The sequence below is a fragment of the Pseudomonas sp. TE24901 genome, from assembly GCF_054058375.1.
In genome coordinates, this window is the sequence record NZ_JBSSAF010000018.1 from 32079 (window position 1) to 47999 (window position 15921).

At 63.2% G+C, this 15921-nt stretch carries 14 protein-coding genes; 8 read left to right on the top strand and 6 right to left on the bottom strand.

Annotated elements, in window-relative coordinates:
* Positions 1-2: 2 nt before the first annotated feature.
* Complete coding sequence (araH, locus tag ACVWVP_RS27440; RefSeq protein WP_178919658.1) at positions 3-971, top strand: L-arabinose ABC transporter permease AraH; 969 nt, start codon at positions 3-5, stop codon at positions 969-971.
* A 116-nt stretch (positions 972-1087) separates the two neighbouring features.
* Here the strand turns inward: araH and ACVWVP_RS27445 are convergent, their stop codons facing one another.
* Positions 1088-2236: an aldose epimerase family protein gene (locus tag ACVWVP_RS27445; RefSeq protein ID WP_457409115.1), complete on the bottom strand. Its 1149-nt coding sequence runs from the start codon at positions 2234-2236 to the stop codon at positions 1088-1090.
* Positions 2237-2373: 137 nt separating this feature from the next.
* On the opposite strand from ACVWVP_RS27445, the gene ACVWVP_RS27450 reads away from it, so the two are divergent.
* On the top strand, positions 2374-3141 hold the full coding sequence (locus ACVWVP_RS27450; RefSeq protein ID WP_457409117.1) for an SDR family NAD(P)-dependent oxidoreductase: 768 nt from the start codon (positions 2374-2376) through the stop codon (positions 3139-3141).
* Between the two features lie 134 nt (positions 3142-3275).
* On the opposite strand, the gene ACVWVP_RS27455 is transcribed toward ACVWVP_RS27450, so the two are convergent.
* From ACVWVP_RS27455 to ACVWVP_RS27465, 3 genes are read right to left on the bottom strand one after another with little or no spacing between them, the layout of a single operon-like run.
* Positions 3276-3872: a glutathione S-transferase family protein gene (locus ACVWVP_RS27455; protein ID WP_457409119.1), complete on the bottom strand. Its 597-nt coding sequence runs from the start codon at positions 3870-3872 to the stop codon at positions 3276-3278.
* Between the two features lie 28 nt (positions 3873-3900).
* Positions 3901-4434, bottom strand: a complete 534-nt coding sequence (mug, locus tag ACVWVP_RS27460) for a G/U mismatch-specific DNA glycosylase (RefSeq protein ID WP_457409122.1) — start codon at positions 4432-4434, stop codon at positions 3901-3903.
* Complete coding sequence (locus ACVWVP_RS27465) at positions 4431-5429, bottom strand: AraC family transcriptional regulator (RefSeq protein ID WP_457409219.1); 999 nt, start codon at positions 5427-5429, stop codon at positions 4431-4433. Before ACVWVP_RS27465 ends, mug begins: the two co-directional genes overlap by 4 nt.
* A 65-nt stretch (positions 5430-5494) precedes the next feature.
* Between ACVWVP_RS27465 and ACVWVP_RS27470 the strand changes: the two genes are divergently transcribed.
* Positions 5495-6721, top strand: a complete 1227-nt coding sequence (locus ACVWVP_RS27470) for an MFS transporter (protein WP_457409124.1) — start codon at positions 5495-5497, stop codon at positions 6719-6721.
* 1 nt (position 6722) lies between these two features.
* On the opposite strand, the gene ACVWVP_RS27475 is transcribed toward ACVWVP_RS27470, so the two are convergent.
* Complete coding sequence (locus tag ACVWVP_RS27475; protein ID WP_457409125.1) at positions 6723-7580, bottom strand: LysR substrate-binding domain-containing protein; 858 nt, start codon at positions 7578-7580, stop codon at positions 6723-6725.
* Between the two features lie 134 nt (positions 7581-7714).
* On the opposite strand from ACVWVP_RS27475, the gene ACVWVP_RS27480 reads away from it, so the two are divergent.
* From ACVWVP_RS27480 to ACVWVP_RS27495, 4 genes are all read left to right on the top strand, one after another.
* Entirely contained in the window at positions 7715-8764 is a 1050-nt protein-coding gene (locus tag ACVWVP_RS27480) for an agmatine deiminase family protein (protein ID WP_457409127.1), read from the top strand.
* Positions 8761-9642: an N-carbamoylputrescine amidase gene (aguB, locus tag ACVWVP_RS27485; RefSeq protein WP_457409129.1), complete on the top strand. Its 882-nt coding sequence runs from the start codon at positions 8761-8763 to the stop codon at positions 9640-9642. The genes ACVWVP_RS27480 and aguB overlap by 4 nt, the downstream gene beginning before the upstream one ends.
* Positions 9639-10715 carry an extracellular solute-binding protein gene (locus tag ACVWVP_RS27490; protein ID WP_457409131.1) on the top strand — a complete coding sequence of 359 codons (1077 nt, stop codon included), beginning with the start codon at positions 9639-9641 and terminating at the stop codon, positions 10713-10715. Before aguB ends, ACVWVP_RS27490 begins: the two co-directional genes overlap by 4 nt.
* Positions 10716-10898: 183 nt before the next feature.
* Positions 10899-11999, top strand: coding sequence for an agmatine deiminase family protein (locus ACVWVP_RS27495; RefSeq protein WP_457409133.1), 1101 nt, complete (start codon positions 10899-10901; stop codon positions 11997-11999).
* Here ACVWVP_RS27495 and ACVWVP_RS27500 read toward each other — a convergent pair.
* On the bottom strand, positions 11996-12466 hold the full coding sequence (locus ACVWVP_RS27500) for a MarR family winged helix-turn-helix transcriptional regulator (RefSeq protein ID WP_218646961.1): 471 nt from the start codon (positions 12464-12466) through the stop codon (positions 11996-11998). The genes ACVWVP_RS27495 and ACVWVP_RS27500 overlap by 4 nt on opposite strands.
* 274 nt (positions 12467-12740) lie before the next feature.
* On the opposite strand from ACVWVP_RS27500, the gene ACVWVP_RS27505 reads away from it, so the two are divergent.
* Complete coding sequence (locus ACVWVP_RS27505; RefSeq protein ID WP_457409135.1) at positions 12741-15920, top strand: efflux RND transporter permease subunit; 3180 nt, start codon at positions 12741-12743, stop codon at positions 15918-15920.
* Position 15921: the final 1 nt, after the last annotated feature.

Sequence of the window (15921 nt, forward strand, 5' to 3'; positions counted from 1 at the left end):
CTATGACCACTCAACACAACGTGCTGCCCACGGCGCGCAAGCCCCTGGACCTGCGTGCATTGCTCGACAACTGGGCGATGCTGCTGGCCGCCGTGAGCCTCTTTTTGCTGTGCGCCTTGCTCATCGACAACTTCCTCTCGCCGTTGAACATGCGCGGGCTGGGCCTGGCGATTTCGACCGTGGGCATTGCGGCCTGCACCATGCTGTTCTGCCTGGCATCCGGGCATTTCGATTTGTCGGTCGGTTCGGTGATTGCCTGCGCCGGCGTGGTCGCGGCGATTGTGATGCGCGACACCGACAGCGTCCTGCTCGGGATTGGCGCCGCGTTGCTGATGGGCCTGATGGTGGGGCTGATCAACGGCATCGTCATCGCCAAGCTGCGGGTCAATGCGCTGATCACGACGCTGGCGACCATGCAGATCGTGCGCGGCCTCGCGTACATTTTTGCTAACGGCAAGGCGGTGGGCGTATCCCAGGATCAGTTTTTTATCTTCGGTAACGGCCAACTGATGGGCGTGCCTGTGCCGATCCTGATCACGGTCCTGTGCTTCCTGTTTTTCGGCTGGTTGCTCAACTACACCACCTACGGGCGCAACACCATGGCCATTGGCGGCAACCCGGAAGCGGCGCTGCTGGCGGGCGTGAATGTGGACCGCACCAAGATCCTGATCTTTGCCGTGCATGGGGTGATTGGCGCGCTGGCCGGGGTGATCCTGGCGTCGCGCATGACCTCTGGCCAGCCGATGATTGGCCAAGGCTTCGAGCTGACGGTGATCTCGGCGTGCGTGCTGGGCGGGGTGTCGTTGAGCGGCGGAGTGGGGATGATCCGGCACGTGATTGCCGGGGTGCTGATCCTGGCGATCATTGAAAATGCGATGAACCTGAAGAACATCGACACCTTCTACCAGTACGTGATTCGTGGCTCGATCCTGCTGCTGGCGGTGGTCATCGACCGTATGAAACAACGCTGATTTCCAGCCACGTGAAGACCAAAATGTGGGAGCGGGCTTGCTCGCGAAGACGGTGTATCAGTCAACTCATTAGGGCCTGACACTCCGTATTCGCGAGCAAGCCCGCTCCCACAGTTTTAGTCCGCGGTGAATCTGAGAATGGTGTGCTGGGTGTAGGTCTGGCCCGGGTTCAAACGGGTCGAGGCAAATGTCGGCTGATTCGGCGCATCCGGAAAGTGCTGCGTCTCCAGCGTAAACCCACTCCAGTGCTGATACGTCTTGCCCGCTTTGCCCTTCACCGTCCCATCAAGGAAGTTACTGGTATAGAACTGCACGCCTGGCTCGGTGGTGAACAGCTGCAGGCGCCGCCCGGACTCAGGGTCATGCACCTCGGCCGCCAGTTGCTTCACGTCGCCTTGGGTGTCCAGCGCCCAGTTGAAGTCGAATCCACCCTGCTTAGGCTCGGCGAATTTCAGCTGCGGGTGATCGTCCTTGATGTGCTGGCCGATAGGCGTAGGTTTGAGGAAGTCCATCGGCGTGCCAGTGACGGGTGCCAGTTCGCCCGTGGGGATCAAGGTGGCGTTCACCGGCGTGTAATGGCTGGCATGCAAGGTGGCAACCTGCTTGAGGATGTCGCCGTTGCCCGCACCGGCAAGGTTGAAGTAGCTGTGGTTGGTGAGGTTCAGCACCGTGGGTTTGTCGGTGCTGGCCTTGTAGTCGATGTGCAGTTCGTTGTTGTCATTGAGGCTGTAGGTGACCTCGGTCTTCAAGTTGCCGGGGAAGCCCATTTCACCGTCCTTGGACAGGTAGGTGAGGGTGACGCCCACCGAGTCCTTACCCTTGACCGGCGCGGCCTTCCACACGTGCTTGTCAAAGCCCTGGGCGCCGCCATGCAGCGAGTTGGGACCATCGTTGAGCGGCACCTGGTAGCGCTTGCCGTCGAGTTCAAAGGCTCCCCCGGCCAGGCGGTTGCCGAAGCGGCCGATGGTCGCGCCAAAAAACGCGGTACCGCTTTGGTAGCCTTGAACGTCGTCGAAGCCGAGCACCACGTCTTCGACCTTGCCGTGCTTGTCCGGCACCTTGAGCGACTGCAGCACGCCGCCGTAGGTGATCACCGTGGCTTGCATGCCATGGCTGTTACGCAACACGTACTGTTCGACGGCGGTGCCGTCATTGGTTTTACCGAAGGGTTTGTGCTCGCTGGTGAGCCCGCCAGCCTGGGCGCCGCCGCTGGCGATCAGCAGGGACATGGCGAGGCCCGACAGCAGGTATCGAGGGTGCTTCATGATCGAACTTCCTTTTGTTGTTTTGAGTGGAATAGTTCTACTAATGTGCGATATTTTGTCGATACGACAGCGAATTTATAGCCTTTAGAGCCGTTTTTGCAAAATAAAATAAGACTAATTAAGCGAGGCAGCATTTTATGAGTACGCAGCAGGCCAGTTACCCCGACCTCAAAGGCAAGGCCGTACTGATTTCCGGGGGCGCCTCTGGCATTGGCGAGTTCATGGTGCGGGCTTTCGCCGCGCAGGGCGCCAAGGTGGGCTTTGTCGACCGTGCTCAAAGCCAGGGCGAGCGCCTGGCGGCACTGTTGAGTGCCCAGGGGCACACGGTGGAATTCGTGCATGGCGACATCACACATGAAATCGCCTACAAGGCAGCGATCGGACGCTTCGAGCAGTCCCTGGGCCCCATCACCGTGTTGATCAACAACGCAGCCAATGACGTGCGCCATACCCTGGAAGAAGTCGATTCGCAGACCTTCGACAAACTCATCGCCGTCAACCTCAAGCACGCGTTCTTCGCCGCCAAGGCGGTGGTGCCGATGATGAAAAGTGCAGGCGGTGGGTCAATCATCAACCTGGGGTCGGTGGGGTGGATGATGGCTTCGGCCGGTTACCCGGTGTACGCCGCCAGCAAGGCTGCCGCCCACGGCATGACCCGCGCGCTGGCCCGGGAACTGGGGCCGAGCCAGATCCGTGTGAACACGCTGGTGCCGGGTTGGGTGATGACGGACAAGCAGCTGGCGATGTGGGTCGACGATGCCGCCAAGGAACTGATCAGCCGCAGCCAGTGCCTGCCCGGCAGTGTGCTGCCGGAGCACATCGCCAACATGGCGCTGTTCCTCGCCTCTGACGCGTCGGCAATGTGCTCGGCGCAGAACTTCATCGTGGACGGCGGCTGGGTATAGGCAGCTTGCCTCTGTAGTGAGCGGGCTTGCCCCGCGCCGGGGCACCTCGGTCTTTCAGAAAGGCCGAGGTGCTCAGGTTGGGGTGGCGTCGCCTCCTAGCGCGGGGCAAGCCAGCTCCTACAGTTTGGGGGTGATTATTCGATTGGGTATTTCCTAAACGCCGGGTGCTCCTCCAGCCGCTCAGCATGACGCTTCAGGTTGGGAAACGCATCGGCCCTGACCACCGACGCCACGGTGAACTGGCTGAACGACCAGGCGACGGCGGCCGTAATCGACGCCTGGGTTAGCGCCTCGCTGTCAGGCAGCTGTTTTTCCAGCAGCGAGTAGGCCGCCAGCAATTGGCTGCTGACCCGGTCCAGCCACGGTGCATGCTGTTTCTCGGCCGGGCGCAGGTTGTGTTCATAGACGATCTGCACGCTTTTCTCGCACGCCGCCAGGGCCAGGCCCAACCGTTGCAAGTCACGAGCGCGGGCGGCGGGCGCCTGGGGTAGCAGCTTTTTGTCAGCAGGGGCGAGGGTTTCCAGGTAGTCGAGGATCAGGCTGGAATCCATCAACACCGTGCCGTCGTCCAGCACCAGGGTCGGGGCCTTGACCACCGGGTTGATCTGGGCGAACTCATTGAAGGTGCGAAACACCGACAGCGGTTCATGCACAAATTCCACGCCATACAGCTCCAGGGAAATGGCCACGCGGCGTACGTAAGGCGAGTCCAGCATGCCGATCAGTTTCATAAAGCCTCCATTGCTTACGGTGACGGGCTCAAGAGAGTAAGGGCTCAGGATCGGCGTGCGCAATGGCCGCGTGCAGGGCTTGATAAGCCTCCACCAACTGCTCCAGATTGAACGCCAGGTTGCGCCCGCTGGGGTTGGGCAGCACCCACACCGCTGCGCCGCCGAAAGCCTGTGGCTGCAAGCCCCAGGCGATGTCGCGCTGGCCCGACAGCGCGCTGTAGCCGGCCTTGCCCAGGAACGCCACGAAGCGGGGTGCGCTACGGCGGATCTTCTGTTCGAACGCCGCTGCTGCATCCTTGAATTCATGCCGCGCCAACTCGCCCGCGCTTGCCGTGGGGCGCTCCACCACGGTGGTCAGGCCGCAGCCATGGTGCAACAACATGGGGCCATCCTGCGGGCGGAGTTCATGGGGCGTGAAACCGGCCAGGTGCAAGGTGCGCCAGAAGCGGTTGCTGCGATTGGCAAAGTGCAGGCCCAGGGCGGCGGAGCCTTTACCGGGGTTGATGCCGCAGAACAGCACGTCCAGGTGGTCGGCGAGGATGTCGTCGAGGCGGTCGTTCATGTCGAGCGCCTGCTGTGCTGACGGCTGGCCCCTGGTGGTTGGCCGGTAATGCGCTTGAACGCACGGCTGAAAGCTGCCTGGGAGGTATAACCCAGCCGCAGCGCCACTTCTTCGATAGGCAAACGCTCCAGGGTCAGCCATTGGCTCGCCAGGCGCATGCGCAACTCTGTCACATAACGCAGGGGCGGGATGCCCAGGGTGGCCTGGAAGCGCTCGGCGAACACCGAGCGCGAGGTGTGACAGTGCGCAGCCAATTCGTCCACGCGCCAATCGCGACCCGGTTGTTGATGCAGCGCGAGCAGGGCACCGGCCAATCGCGTGTCGCGCAGCGCCGCCACTAACCCGGACGCATTACCGCAGGCGCATTCCACCCAGCCTCGCACGATCATGGCGGCAACCACATCGGCCAGGCGCGCGAGGATGCCGGAGTAGCCCATGCGGGCAGCGGATACTTCACGTTCCATCACCGCCAGGATCGGCATCAGGCCGGGGTAACGCTGGCCCTGGGCATCGATCAGCATCAAGGCTGGCATCAGGCTGCCGAGCCCCTGGAGGCTGCCAAGTTCGAACGCCATGCAGGCGCTGAACAGCAAGGTGTTGGGGGGCCTATCGGGAGATGCATCCACGGCACACACGGTCTCGCCCAGCGGGGTCGCGCCAAAGCCGCCAATGTCTTGCACAGGCGCGTTTGCGTCGGAGGACAGCGCATGGGCGCCGCCGTGGGAGATGAACACGGCATTGCCCGCCGACAACTCAAACAGGCTGCCGTCGTCGGTGCGCAGGGTGGCCGTTCCCGCTGCCAGGAAGTGGAAGTAGGCGTGTCCGGGTTTGGCCTCAAAGCCCATGCCGAAGCTCGGTCCGGCCTGGATGCGCCGGTACTGCACCCCGCTCAGGCGCATGCCGCGCAGCAGTTCGTCGATCAGGTCGGAAGACAGATTGAAAGGGGCCGCTGCGCTCATGTTCGGGGTTTCGGTCAAAAACTCAAGGGTCTGCATCATAGATCATCCTAACGGGCGAACCTAGACTGGCCGTCGCGCTAATTTCCCGAGGATGTCGTGTGATGAATGATTGTGTCGCTCAAGCCGCTAACGCTGCCCAGGTGGAGCCCGATGCGCCTGCCTGGATGGCGGTGTTTTCCCTGGCCATGGGGGTGTTCGGGCTGTTGACGGCGGAGTACCTGCCGGCCAGCTTGTTGACGCCAATGGCGATGGACCTGGGCGTGTCCGAGGCGCTGGCTGGCCAGGCCGTGACCGTAACGGCAGTGGTGGCACTGTTTGCCGGGCTGCTGGTGCCCGGCCTCACGCGGGGCATCGACCGGCGCGTGGTGCTGCTGGGCTTCTCCGTGTTGATGATTGCCTCAAACCTGTTGGTGGCGTTCTCTTCAAGCCTGGCGGTGTTGCTGCTGATGCGCATCTTGCTGGGCATCGCCCTGGGTGGTTTCTGGAGCATGGCGGCCGCGGTGGCCATGCGCTTGGTGCCGGCGGTACTGCTGCCCCGTGCGCTGTCGATCATCTTCAGTGGTATTGCGGTGGGCACGGTGGTCGCCGTGCCGCTGGGCAGCTACCTCGGGGGGCTGTATGGCTGGCGCAGTGCGTTCGTTGCCGCCGCCGCCGTCGGTGGCGTGACGCTGGCGTTCCAGCTGTTCACGCTGCCACGCCTGGCGCCCACGAGGGCCGCACGTCTGCGCACGGTACTGGAGGTGTTGCTGCGCCCGGGTATTGCCATCGGCATGTTTGGTTGCGTGCTGGTACACACCGGGCACTTTGCGCTGTTCACCTACATCCGGCCATTCCTGGAAAGCACCACGGGTGTGGGCACCGAAGGGCTTGCCCTGATGCTGCTGGGGTTCGGTGCAGCCAACTTTGTTGGCACGCTGTTGGCCGGTTGGATGCTGGTGCGTTTTCCGCGTGGCACCCTGGTGTTGATGCCGGTGGCGGTGGGCGTCGCGGCGCTCGCCCTGGTGGTGTTGCCTGCGTCCCTGCCAGGGCAGGCAGCGCTGCTGATGCTGTGGGGCATGGCTTTTGGCGCAGTGCCCGTGGCGTGGTCGAACTGGGTAGCCCGCGCCGTGCCGGATCAAGCTGAAAGTGCCGGTGGCATGGTCGTGGCTTCGGTGCAGTCGGCCATCGCGGCAGGAGCGGCCGGTGGGGGCGCGATGTTCAGTCTCAGTGGCATAAGCGGGGTGTTTCTGGGGGCGGGGGTACTGATGCTGTTGGCTGCCTTGTTGATCGCACTACGCGTGCAGGTACCACGCGCCGACGCTGGCGTGGGCGTGGCGCTGCACCTGTGAGCTAGTTGATCAGGTTGGCCAGCAGCCACGCCGTGAAACTGCGTGCCAGCGGGTCGTGTTCGCTGTCGCGATGGGTCAGCAGCGCCCAGCTCGGCCCACGGATTGTTGCCTCCACTAAGGGCACGAGCAGGCCGTCTTGCTGCGCTTGGCGGCACAGCAACTGGCTGACCAAGCCAATGCCTAGCCCGGTACATACGGCGTCCAGCAACAGGCCAGGGTCGGAGAAATTCAGCCCCTGGTCTTGTTGGCCCACATCAACTCCGGCTTCCACCGCCCAGTGGCTCCAATCCATTTCGCGCTCGCCGTGCAGGGTGGTGCGTTGCTCCCGGGGCTGTTCCAGTACACGCGGGTGACAGGCGGGAAACAAGCGATCGGCATGCAGCACCTTGAAGCTGCATTCGGCCTGGGAGCTGATGTCGTCGCGCACCGCCAGGTCGATGGTCTGGCTGGCCATGTCGGGCACTTCGTCGGTGCTGAAGATCCACAGGTCGACTTCCGGGTGTTGCCGGCGAAAATCCGCAAGCCGTGGCAACAGCCAGTGACGCGCAAAGGTGGGCGTGGTGTTGAGCACCAGTTGGTTGGGTTTGCGGTACTGGCCCAGGCGCCGCACGCCCACCGCCAGTTGCTGCAGCAGGGCCTGGGTGGTGCTGAGGAAGTCATGGCCGGCGTCGGTCAGGCTCACGCTGCGCCCGCTGCGGAAAAACAGCGGCTGTTCCAGGTACGCCTCCAGGCTGCGGATCTGCTGGCTGATCGCCGATTGGGTCAGGTGCAGTTCTTCGGCAGCCTTGTGGAAACTGCCTAGCCGGGCCGCGGCTTCAAAGCCGCGCAGGGTGCCGAGGGGCGGCCAGTGGTTGAGCATGCTGATAAGTTCCTCTAATCAGTTTTCTACAAAATCCATCGTTTGTCCGGCTTTGCAGCCCGCCATAGCATGTACTCCAAGACTCCGTGGGCAGTTTTCACTGAACACAATGACTTAACTGAAGGGTACTTGTCATGCAGCAGAATGCAATGCAAAGCAATGGTTGGTGGATGCCTGCGGAGTGGGCTCGGCACGCGGCGACCTGGATGGTGTGGCCACATAACCGCGCCCTGTGGGAAACCACCTGGGGCGTGACCCTGGTGCAGGTGCAGCAGGATTTTGCGCGGGTCGCCAATGCGATCGCCCGCTTCGAACCGGTGAAGATGCTGGTCGATCCGTCCGCAGTCGCGGGCGCCAAGGCCCTGTGCGGTCCTGGCATCGAACTGATCGAGCAGGCCGTCAACGACAGCTGGTGCCGCGACTCCGGCCCGAGCTTTGTCTGCCACCCGCAACTGGGTACGGCCGGGGTGAGCTGGCGCTTCAATGCCTGGGGCGGTAAGTCGGCCCATGACCTGGACGAAAGCCTGGCGCGCCGGGTGCTCAATCACCTGGGGCTGGAGTGCTTCGGTACGCCGCTGAGCAATGAAGGCGGGGCGATCCACGTGGACGGCGAGGGCACGTTGATCACCACCGAATCGGTGCTGCTCAACCCCAATCGCAACCCCGGCGTGACCAAGGCCGAGATGGAAGACATCTTCGCGCGGCTGCTGGGCATCAAGAAGACCATTTGGCTGCCCGGCGATCCGGACTACGTCACGGGCGACATGACCGACGGCCATGTCGACGGTGTCTGCGCCTTCGCCCGTCCCGGGGTGTTGCTGGTCGATGCGACCCATGATCAGGGCTCTGTCTACGCCGAAGTGGTGCGGGAAAACCGCCGCGCCCTGCAACTCGCCACCGATGCCCATGGCCGGCGTTTCGAGCTGATCGACTTGTATGAAGCCACCGACGCGGTCGACACCGAGGCCGAAGTGTTCTGCGCGTCCTATACCAACTTCTACATCGCCAACGGCGCAATCATCATGCCGGCCTATGGCATTGCCGCCGATCAGGTGGCGGCCGAGGTCCTGGCCGGGGCGTTCCCGGGGCGCGAAATCGTGCCGGTGCAGATCAACCACCTGGCCCATGGCGGCGGTGGCGTGCACTGCATCACCCAACAACAACCTGCGTGGGTGCAGCCATGAGCCTGCTGACGATTGCGACGACCCAGATGCCTTGCACCTGGGACTTGCCGGGCAACCTCGACCGTGCCGAGCAGTTGGTGCGAGAGGCGGCGGCGCAGGGCGCCCAGGTGATCCTGTTGCAGGAGCTGTTCGCCACGCCGTATTTCTGTATCGAACAGCATCACAAGCATCTGGCATTGGCCGAAGAGTACCAGCACAGCGGCGTGCTCAAACGCTTCGCTGCGTTGGCCAAGGAACTGGGCGTGGTGCTGCCGTTGAGCTGGTTCGAACAAGCTGGCAATGCGTTCTTCAATTCCCTGAGCGTGGCCGATGCCGACGGGCGCTTGCTCGGCGTGTACCGCAAGACCCATATCCCGAATGCCATCGGCTATCAGGAGAAGGAATATTTCAGCCCCGGCGATACCGGCTTTCGCGTGTGGGATACCGCTTTCGGGCGCCTGGGCGTGGGGATCTGCTGGGACCAGTGGTTTCCCGAAACCGCGCGTTGCCTGGCCTTGCAGGGTGCCGAGGTGCTGCTGTTTCCCACGGCCATCGGTTCGGAGCCGGGCTGCGCGACCCTCGATTCCCGCGACCATTGGCAGATGACCATGCGCGGCCACGCGGCAGCGAACCTGTTGCCGGTGGTGGCGGCCAACCGCGTCGGGCGTGAAGTGGCGAGCACCGATCCTTCCCTGCAAATGGACTTCTACGGTTCCTCGTTCATCTGCAACCACAAGGGCAAGTTGTTGGCCGAAGCCGACCGCGACACTACCGGCGTGCGGGTGCATCGCCTGGACTTGTCCGCCATGCGCGAAGACCGCCTGACCTGGGGCATCTTCCGCGACCGCCGCCCGGAAATGTACAGCGGCCTACTCACCTTGGATGGGCGCCCATCATGAAACGTCTATTGAGTTGCGTACTGATGCTCACGAGTGCCTGCGCCTTGGCCGACGACAAAACCCTGAGGCTCTACAACTGGGCCGACTATTTTGCCGCCGACACCTTGGCCAAGTTCACGGCCGAGACCGGTATCCAGGTGATCTACGACGTAATGGATGGCAGCGAAACCCTGGAAGCCAAGCTGATGGCGGGCGGCAGCGGCTATGACCTGATCTTCCCGGGTGACACCGTGGCCGAGCGCCTGATGCGGGCCGGCAGCCTTCAGTCGCTGGACCCTGCCAAGCTCACCGCGCTGGGTGATATCGAACCGGGCTTACAAAAGCTGCGCACCCATTACGTCAATTCGAACAAGGCCACGGTGCCCTACACCTGGGGCACCATTGGCTTGACCTACAATACGCGGCAGATCGAGCAGCGCTTGCCAAATGCGCCGGTCAACAGCCTGGACCTGCTGTTCAAACCTGAGCTGGCGGCCAAATTTGCCGATTGCGGCATCTCGCTGATCGACTCGCCGGACGAGGTGTTGGCCGTGGTGCTCAACTACCTGGGCCGCGACCCGCGCAGTGCCAAGCGTGAAGACCTGGCCGCGGCCAGCGACGTGTTGCTCAAGCTGCGCCCGTACATCCGCAAGTTCCAGTCGCAACCGGTGACCGATCTGGTCAACGGCAACCTGTGCCTGTCCCTGGGCTACAGCGGCGACATGACCCAGGCCCAGCGCGCCGCCGATGCGGCCGGCAAGCCGGTGACCTTTGGTTATCACATCCCCCGCGAAGGCACGACGGTGTGGATGGACACCATGGCCATTCCCGTCGATGCCAAGCACCCGGAATACGCCTACGCGTTTATCAACTTCGTGATGCGCCCGGAAAACATGGCCGCCATCACCAATTTCACCGGTTACCCCACGGCCAACGCCAAGGCCCGGCCGGAAGTGGAAGCCAGCATGCGCGACAACCCCGACATCTACCCGGACGCGGCCACGTTCGAGCGGTTGATCGCCGGCAAGGACATTCCCCAGGCGGACATGCGTGCACGGATGCGCGTGTGGACTAAATTCAAAACCCAGCAATGATCGCGCATTTTTGGACGCGCGAACGTTTGTAGTGAGCGAGCTTGCTCGCGCCGGAGTGTGCAGCGCTCCTGTTTGTGTGGGGCCGTTACGCCGCCGGCGCGGGGCAAGCCCGCTCACTACAAGCGAGTTTGGTCGCGTCCGTAGCGAGCGTTTTTCAATTCAATACCGTATGCAGGAACCACCATGCCAACCCGTCGTACCTTCATCAAACAAGCCAGCGTGGTCTGCGCCATGACAATGCTCACTCCCCACGTGCGGGCCGCCACAAAGGGCCGCTTCTACATGCCCGACGAGGGTGAAAAACACCGCCAGGCGTTCATTGCCTTTGGCGCCCAGGACGCCATCTGGGAAGACTTCACCGCCGACGTGCAGGCCGCGCTGGGCCGTATCGCCCGAGCGATTGCCCAATACGAACCGGTCACCGTGTTCTGCCGCGAAGACGAGCGCGCCCTCGCCGAGCAGCACTGCGGTACGCGCAACATCACCTTTGTGGAAACCGAGCTGGACGACATCTGGATGCGTGACACCGGCGCCAATTTCGTCATCGACGGCACGGGCGGCCAGGCGGCGGTGGACTTCAACTTCAACGGCTGGGGCAACAAGCAGCAGCACGCAGACGACGCGCACGTGGCGGCCCTGGTTGCCGAAGAAACCGGTGCGCGCCACATTCGCAGTGAACTGGTGGGTGAGGGTGGTGCCATCGAGGTGGATGGGCTGGGCACCGGCATCATGACCGAAAGCAGCTGGATCAACCGCAATCGCAACCCCGACTGGAGCAAGGCCGACGTCGAAGCCGAACTCAAGGAGCGCCTGGGCTTGCGCAAGATCATCTGGCTGCCCGGCATCAAGGGCAAGGACATCACCGACGCCCACGTGGATTTCTACGCGCGCTTCGTCGCCCCGGGTGTGGTGCTGGCCAACCTCGACACCGACCCTGAGTCCTACGACCACAAGGTCACCCTGGCGCACCTGGACATCCTCAAGAACGCCACCGACGCCGACGGCCGGCCGCTGACCGTGCACACCGTGTCGCCGCCGCTGAACCCGCGCAAAAGCAAGTTCAGCCGAGGCAATGAGGATTTCGCGGCGGGGTACATCAATTACTTCGTGATCAACGGCGCGGTGATTGCGCCAGAGTTTGGTGATGCGGTGGCTGACCGCAAGGCGCTGGACCTGCTGTCGCAGCTCTACCCGAACCGCAGGGTGGTGCAGCTCAATATCGACGCGATCGCGGCAGGTGGCGGTGGCATTCACTGCGTGACCAACCACCAGCCGCTGGCTTAGTCGTCCTTTGCCAGCAGCACCCTGGCAAATTCGTCGGAGGCGATGAAGTCCAGGGTCTGGCGCAACTGCGCCGCGGCTTCGCGGCCGAACGCCTGATCGAAGCGTTCGGCCATTTTCAATGACACCTGCCGGGCCGTCGCGTGGGTCTGCACACCTGCCTCGGTCAGCAGCACGCGGCGGGTGCGACGGTCCAGTTCGTCCACGCGCAACTCCACTAGCCCGTCACGCACCAGCGGCTTGAGCGTGTGGCCCAGGGCCGACAGGTCCATCACCAGGTTTTGTGCCAACTCACCCATCTTCGGCGTGCCGGCCTTGGCAATCTGGTTGAGCACTGCGTACTGGGTGGCTTTCAAACCGCAGGGGGCATACGCCTCGTCATAGATCTGGCCCAGGCGGCGTGACGTGCGACGCACGGCACCGTTCACACAGGCGCTGGGGCTCTCGGAGCAAGGCTTTGCAGCTTTCAAGGGCGGATACTCTCTGATACAAAAAACGACGTGGCAATTATGCCGTTCGAACCCTTCAGGACAAGGCTTTTCGGCCGAATATGCCCTTCCAGATGAAGACTGAGACAGCTTGAAACAAATTAGTTGCGTACGCCACTAAATTCGATATCGTGGCGTATGCCTCTTTGTGACCCGGATGTCGTTGCAAATTCCCCAGGAAGCGCATGGGGCGAGGCGGAAAAAAGGCACGGCCCTGCCGGCTTGAACATCCAACCCCCTGTCTGGATCACCTCCTATGCTGAGCCTCGTGCGCATCGCGTTGCGGCGCCCCTATACCTTTCTGGTATTGGCCATTTTCATCCTGATCATCGGCCCGCTGGCGGCCTGGCGAACGCCAACCGACATCTTTCCGGAAATTCGCATCCCGGTGATTGCCGTGATCTGGCAGTACACCGGCTTGCCGCCGGACCAGATGGCGGGGCGCATCACCTCGCCGTTCGAGCGGGTGCTGACCACCACGGTCAACGACATCCGGCACATCGAAGCGCAGTCGATGAACGGCTACGGCATCGTGAAGATCTTCTTCCAGCCCGGGGTCAACATCAGTACAGCCAACGCCCAGGTGACCTCGGTGTCCCAGGCGATCCTGCGCCAACTGCCGCCGGGTACGGTGCCGCCGCTGGTGCTCAACTACAGCGCGTCCACCGTGCCCATCGTGCAGCTGGCCTTGTCGGGCCCGGGCCTGAGTGAGCAGCAACTGGGCGATATCGGCATCAACTCCGTGCGCCTGATGCTCACCACCGTGCCGGGTGCGGCGCTGCCGTACCCGTTCGGCGGCAAGAGCCGGCAGGTGCAGATCGACCTCGACTCGGCGCGCATGCAAGCCCGTGGCCTGTCGGCGCAAGACGTCGCCACCGCCCTGGCCACCCAGAACCTGATCACCCCGGTGGGCACGCAAAAGATCGGCAGCTACGAGTTCAACCTGCAGTTGAACAACTCGCCGTCGGACTTCCATGACCTGGAAAACCTGCCGATCAAGACCGCCGACGGCACCACCGTGCTGATCCGCGACGTGGCCACCGTGCGCGACGGCAACCCGCCGCAAACCAACATCGTGCACGTGAACGGCAACCGCTCGGTGCTGCTGACCGTGCTCAAGACCGGTTCGGCCTCCACCCTGGGCGTGATCGCCGGGGTCAAGGACAAGCTGGCCGATAACAAAGCCGCCTTGCCGCCCAACCTGAACATCGACCTGATCGGCGACCAATCGCTGTTCGTGCGCTCGGCCATCGGCGGCGTGGCCCGTGAAGGCTTGATCGCGGCGGCGCTGACCAGCCTGATGATCCTGCTGTTCCTCGGCAGTTGGCGTTCCACCGTGATCATTGCCACGTCGATTCCCTTGGCGATCCTGGCCTCGATTGCGACGCTCTCGGCCTTGGGCGAAACCCTCAACATCATGACCCTTGGCGGCCTGGCGCTGGCCGTGGGGATCCTGGTGGACGACGCCACGGTGACCATCGAAAACATCAACTGGCACCTGGAGCAGAGCAAGCCGGTGGAGACGGCGATTCTCGACGGCGCGGCGCAGATCGTGACCCCGGCGTTCGTCTCGCTGCTGTGCATCTGCATCGTGTTCGTGCCGATGTTCTTCCTCGACGGCGTGGCGCGTTTCCTGTTCGTGCCGATGGCCGAAGCGGTGATCTTCGCGATGATCGCCTCGTTCATCCTGTCGCGGACCCTGGTGCCGACCCTCGCCAACTACCTGCTCAAGCCCCATGTGCACGGCGAAGACGGGCATGCGCCGTCGCGCAACCCGCTGGTGAAATTCCAGCGTGGGTTCGAGCGGCACTTTGAAGCGTTCCGCGAGCGCTACCACGGCGTGCTCGACAGCGCCTTGCACCATCGCCGCGCCGTGGTGGTGGGCTTGCTGGCGTTTGTCGCGGTGTCGTTTGCGCTGGTGCCGTTTTTGGGCCGCAACTTTTTCCCCGAGGTTGATTCCGGGCTGATCCTGCTGCACGTGCGTGCTCCGGTGGGCACACGGGTGGAAAGCAATGCGCATCTGATTGCCGACATCGAGAACTCGATCCGCCGCAAGATCCCGGGCGAAGACCTCAAGGCCCTGGTGGACAACATCGGCCTGTCCATCAGCGGCATCAACGTGGTGTACAACAACACCGGCACCGTGGGTTCTCAGGACAGCGACATCCAGATCAGCCTCAACGAAGGCCATCGTCCGACCGCCGAGTACATGCGTGAGCTGCGTGAAAGCCTGCCACGGGAATTCCCGAGTGCGGTGTTCTCGTTCCCGGCGTCGGACATCGTCGGGCAGATCCTCAACTTCGGTTCATCGGCACCGGTGGACGTGCAAGTCACCGGTAACAACCTGGCCGCCAACTTCACTTATGCCAGCGCGTTGCTGCGGGATATTCGCCGCGTGCCCGGAGTGGTGGACGCGCGTATCCAGCAGTCGCGGCAGTTGCCCACATTCAACATCGACGTGGACCGCACCCGCGCGCAATTGGTCGGCCTGACCGAGCGCGATGTGACCAACAGCCTGGTGGTCAACCTGGCCGGTTCCAGCCAGGTGGCGCCGACCTTCTGGTTGAACCCGGCCAACGGCATTTCCTACCCGATCGTCATGCAAACCCCACAGTACAGCCTGGAAAGCCTGGCGGCCCTGCATAACCTGCCGCTCAGCGGCAGTGCCGGCGCGGCCACCGACCAGACCCTGGGCGGCCTGGCCAATATCCAGCGCAGCCACAGCAACTCGGTGATCACCCAGTCGGATATTCAGCCAGTGGTCGAAGTGCTCACCGCGATCCAGGGTCGTGACCTGGGCGCCGTGGCGGCCGATATCCAGAAGATCATCGCCGCCCACGCCAGTGAAGTGCCCACCGGTTCCAAGGTGCTGTTGCAGGGCCAGGTGCAGACCATGAACGCCGCGTTCAGCGGCTTGTTGTTCGGCCTGCTGGGGGCGGTGGTGCTGATCTACCTGTTGATCGTGGTCAACTTCCAGTCGTGGAGCGACCCGTTCGTGATCATCACCGCCTTGCCGGCCGCACTGGCGGGGATCGTGTGGATGCTGTTTGTCACCCATACACCGCTGTCGGTGCCGGCGCTGACGGGGGCGATCATGTGCATGGGCGTGGCCACCGCCAACGCCATCCTGGTGGTGAGCTTCTGCCGCGAGCGCCTGGCAGTGCATGGCGATGCCGTGCAGGCCGCATTGGAAGCCGGCTTTACCCGGCTGCGGCCGGTGTTGATGACCGCCATTTCGATGATCATCGGCATGGCGCCCATGGCCCTGGGCCTGGGGGAGGGCGGCGAGCAGAACGCGCCGCTCGGCCGTGCGGTGATTGGTGGCTTGGCGTTTGCCACCATTGCCACGCTGATTCTGGTTCCGCTGATTTTCAGTCTTGTCCACGGGCGTCGCCAGCACGCCACGCGGGCGACCACCGTTACCCAAGGGGTTTGAC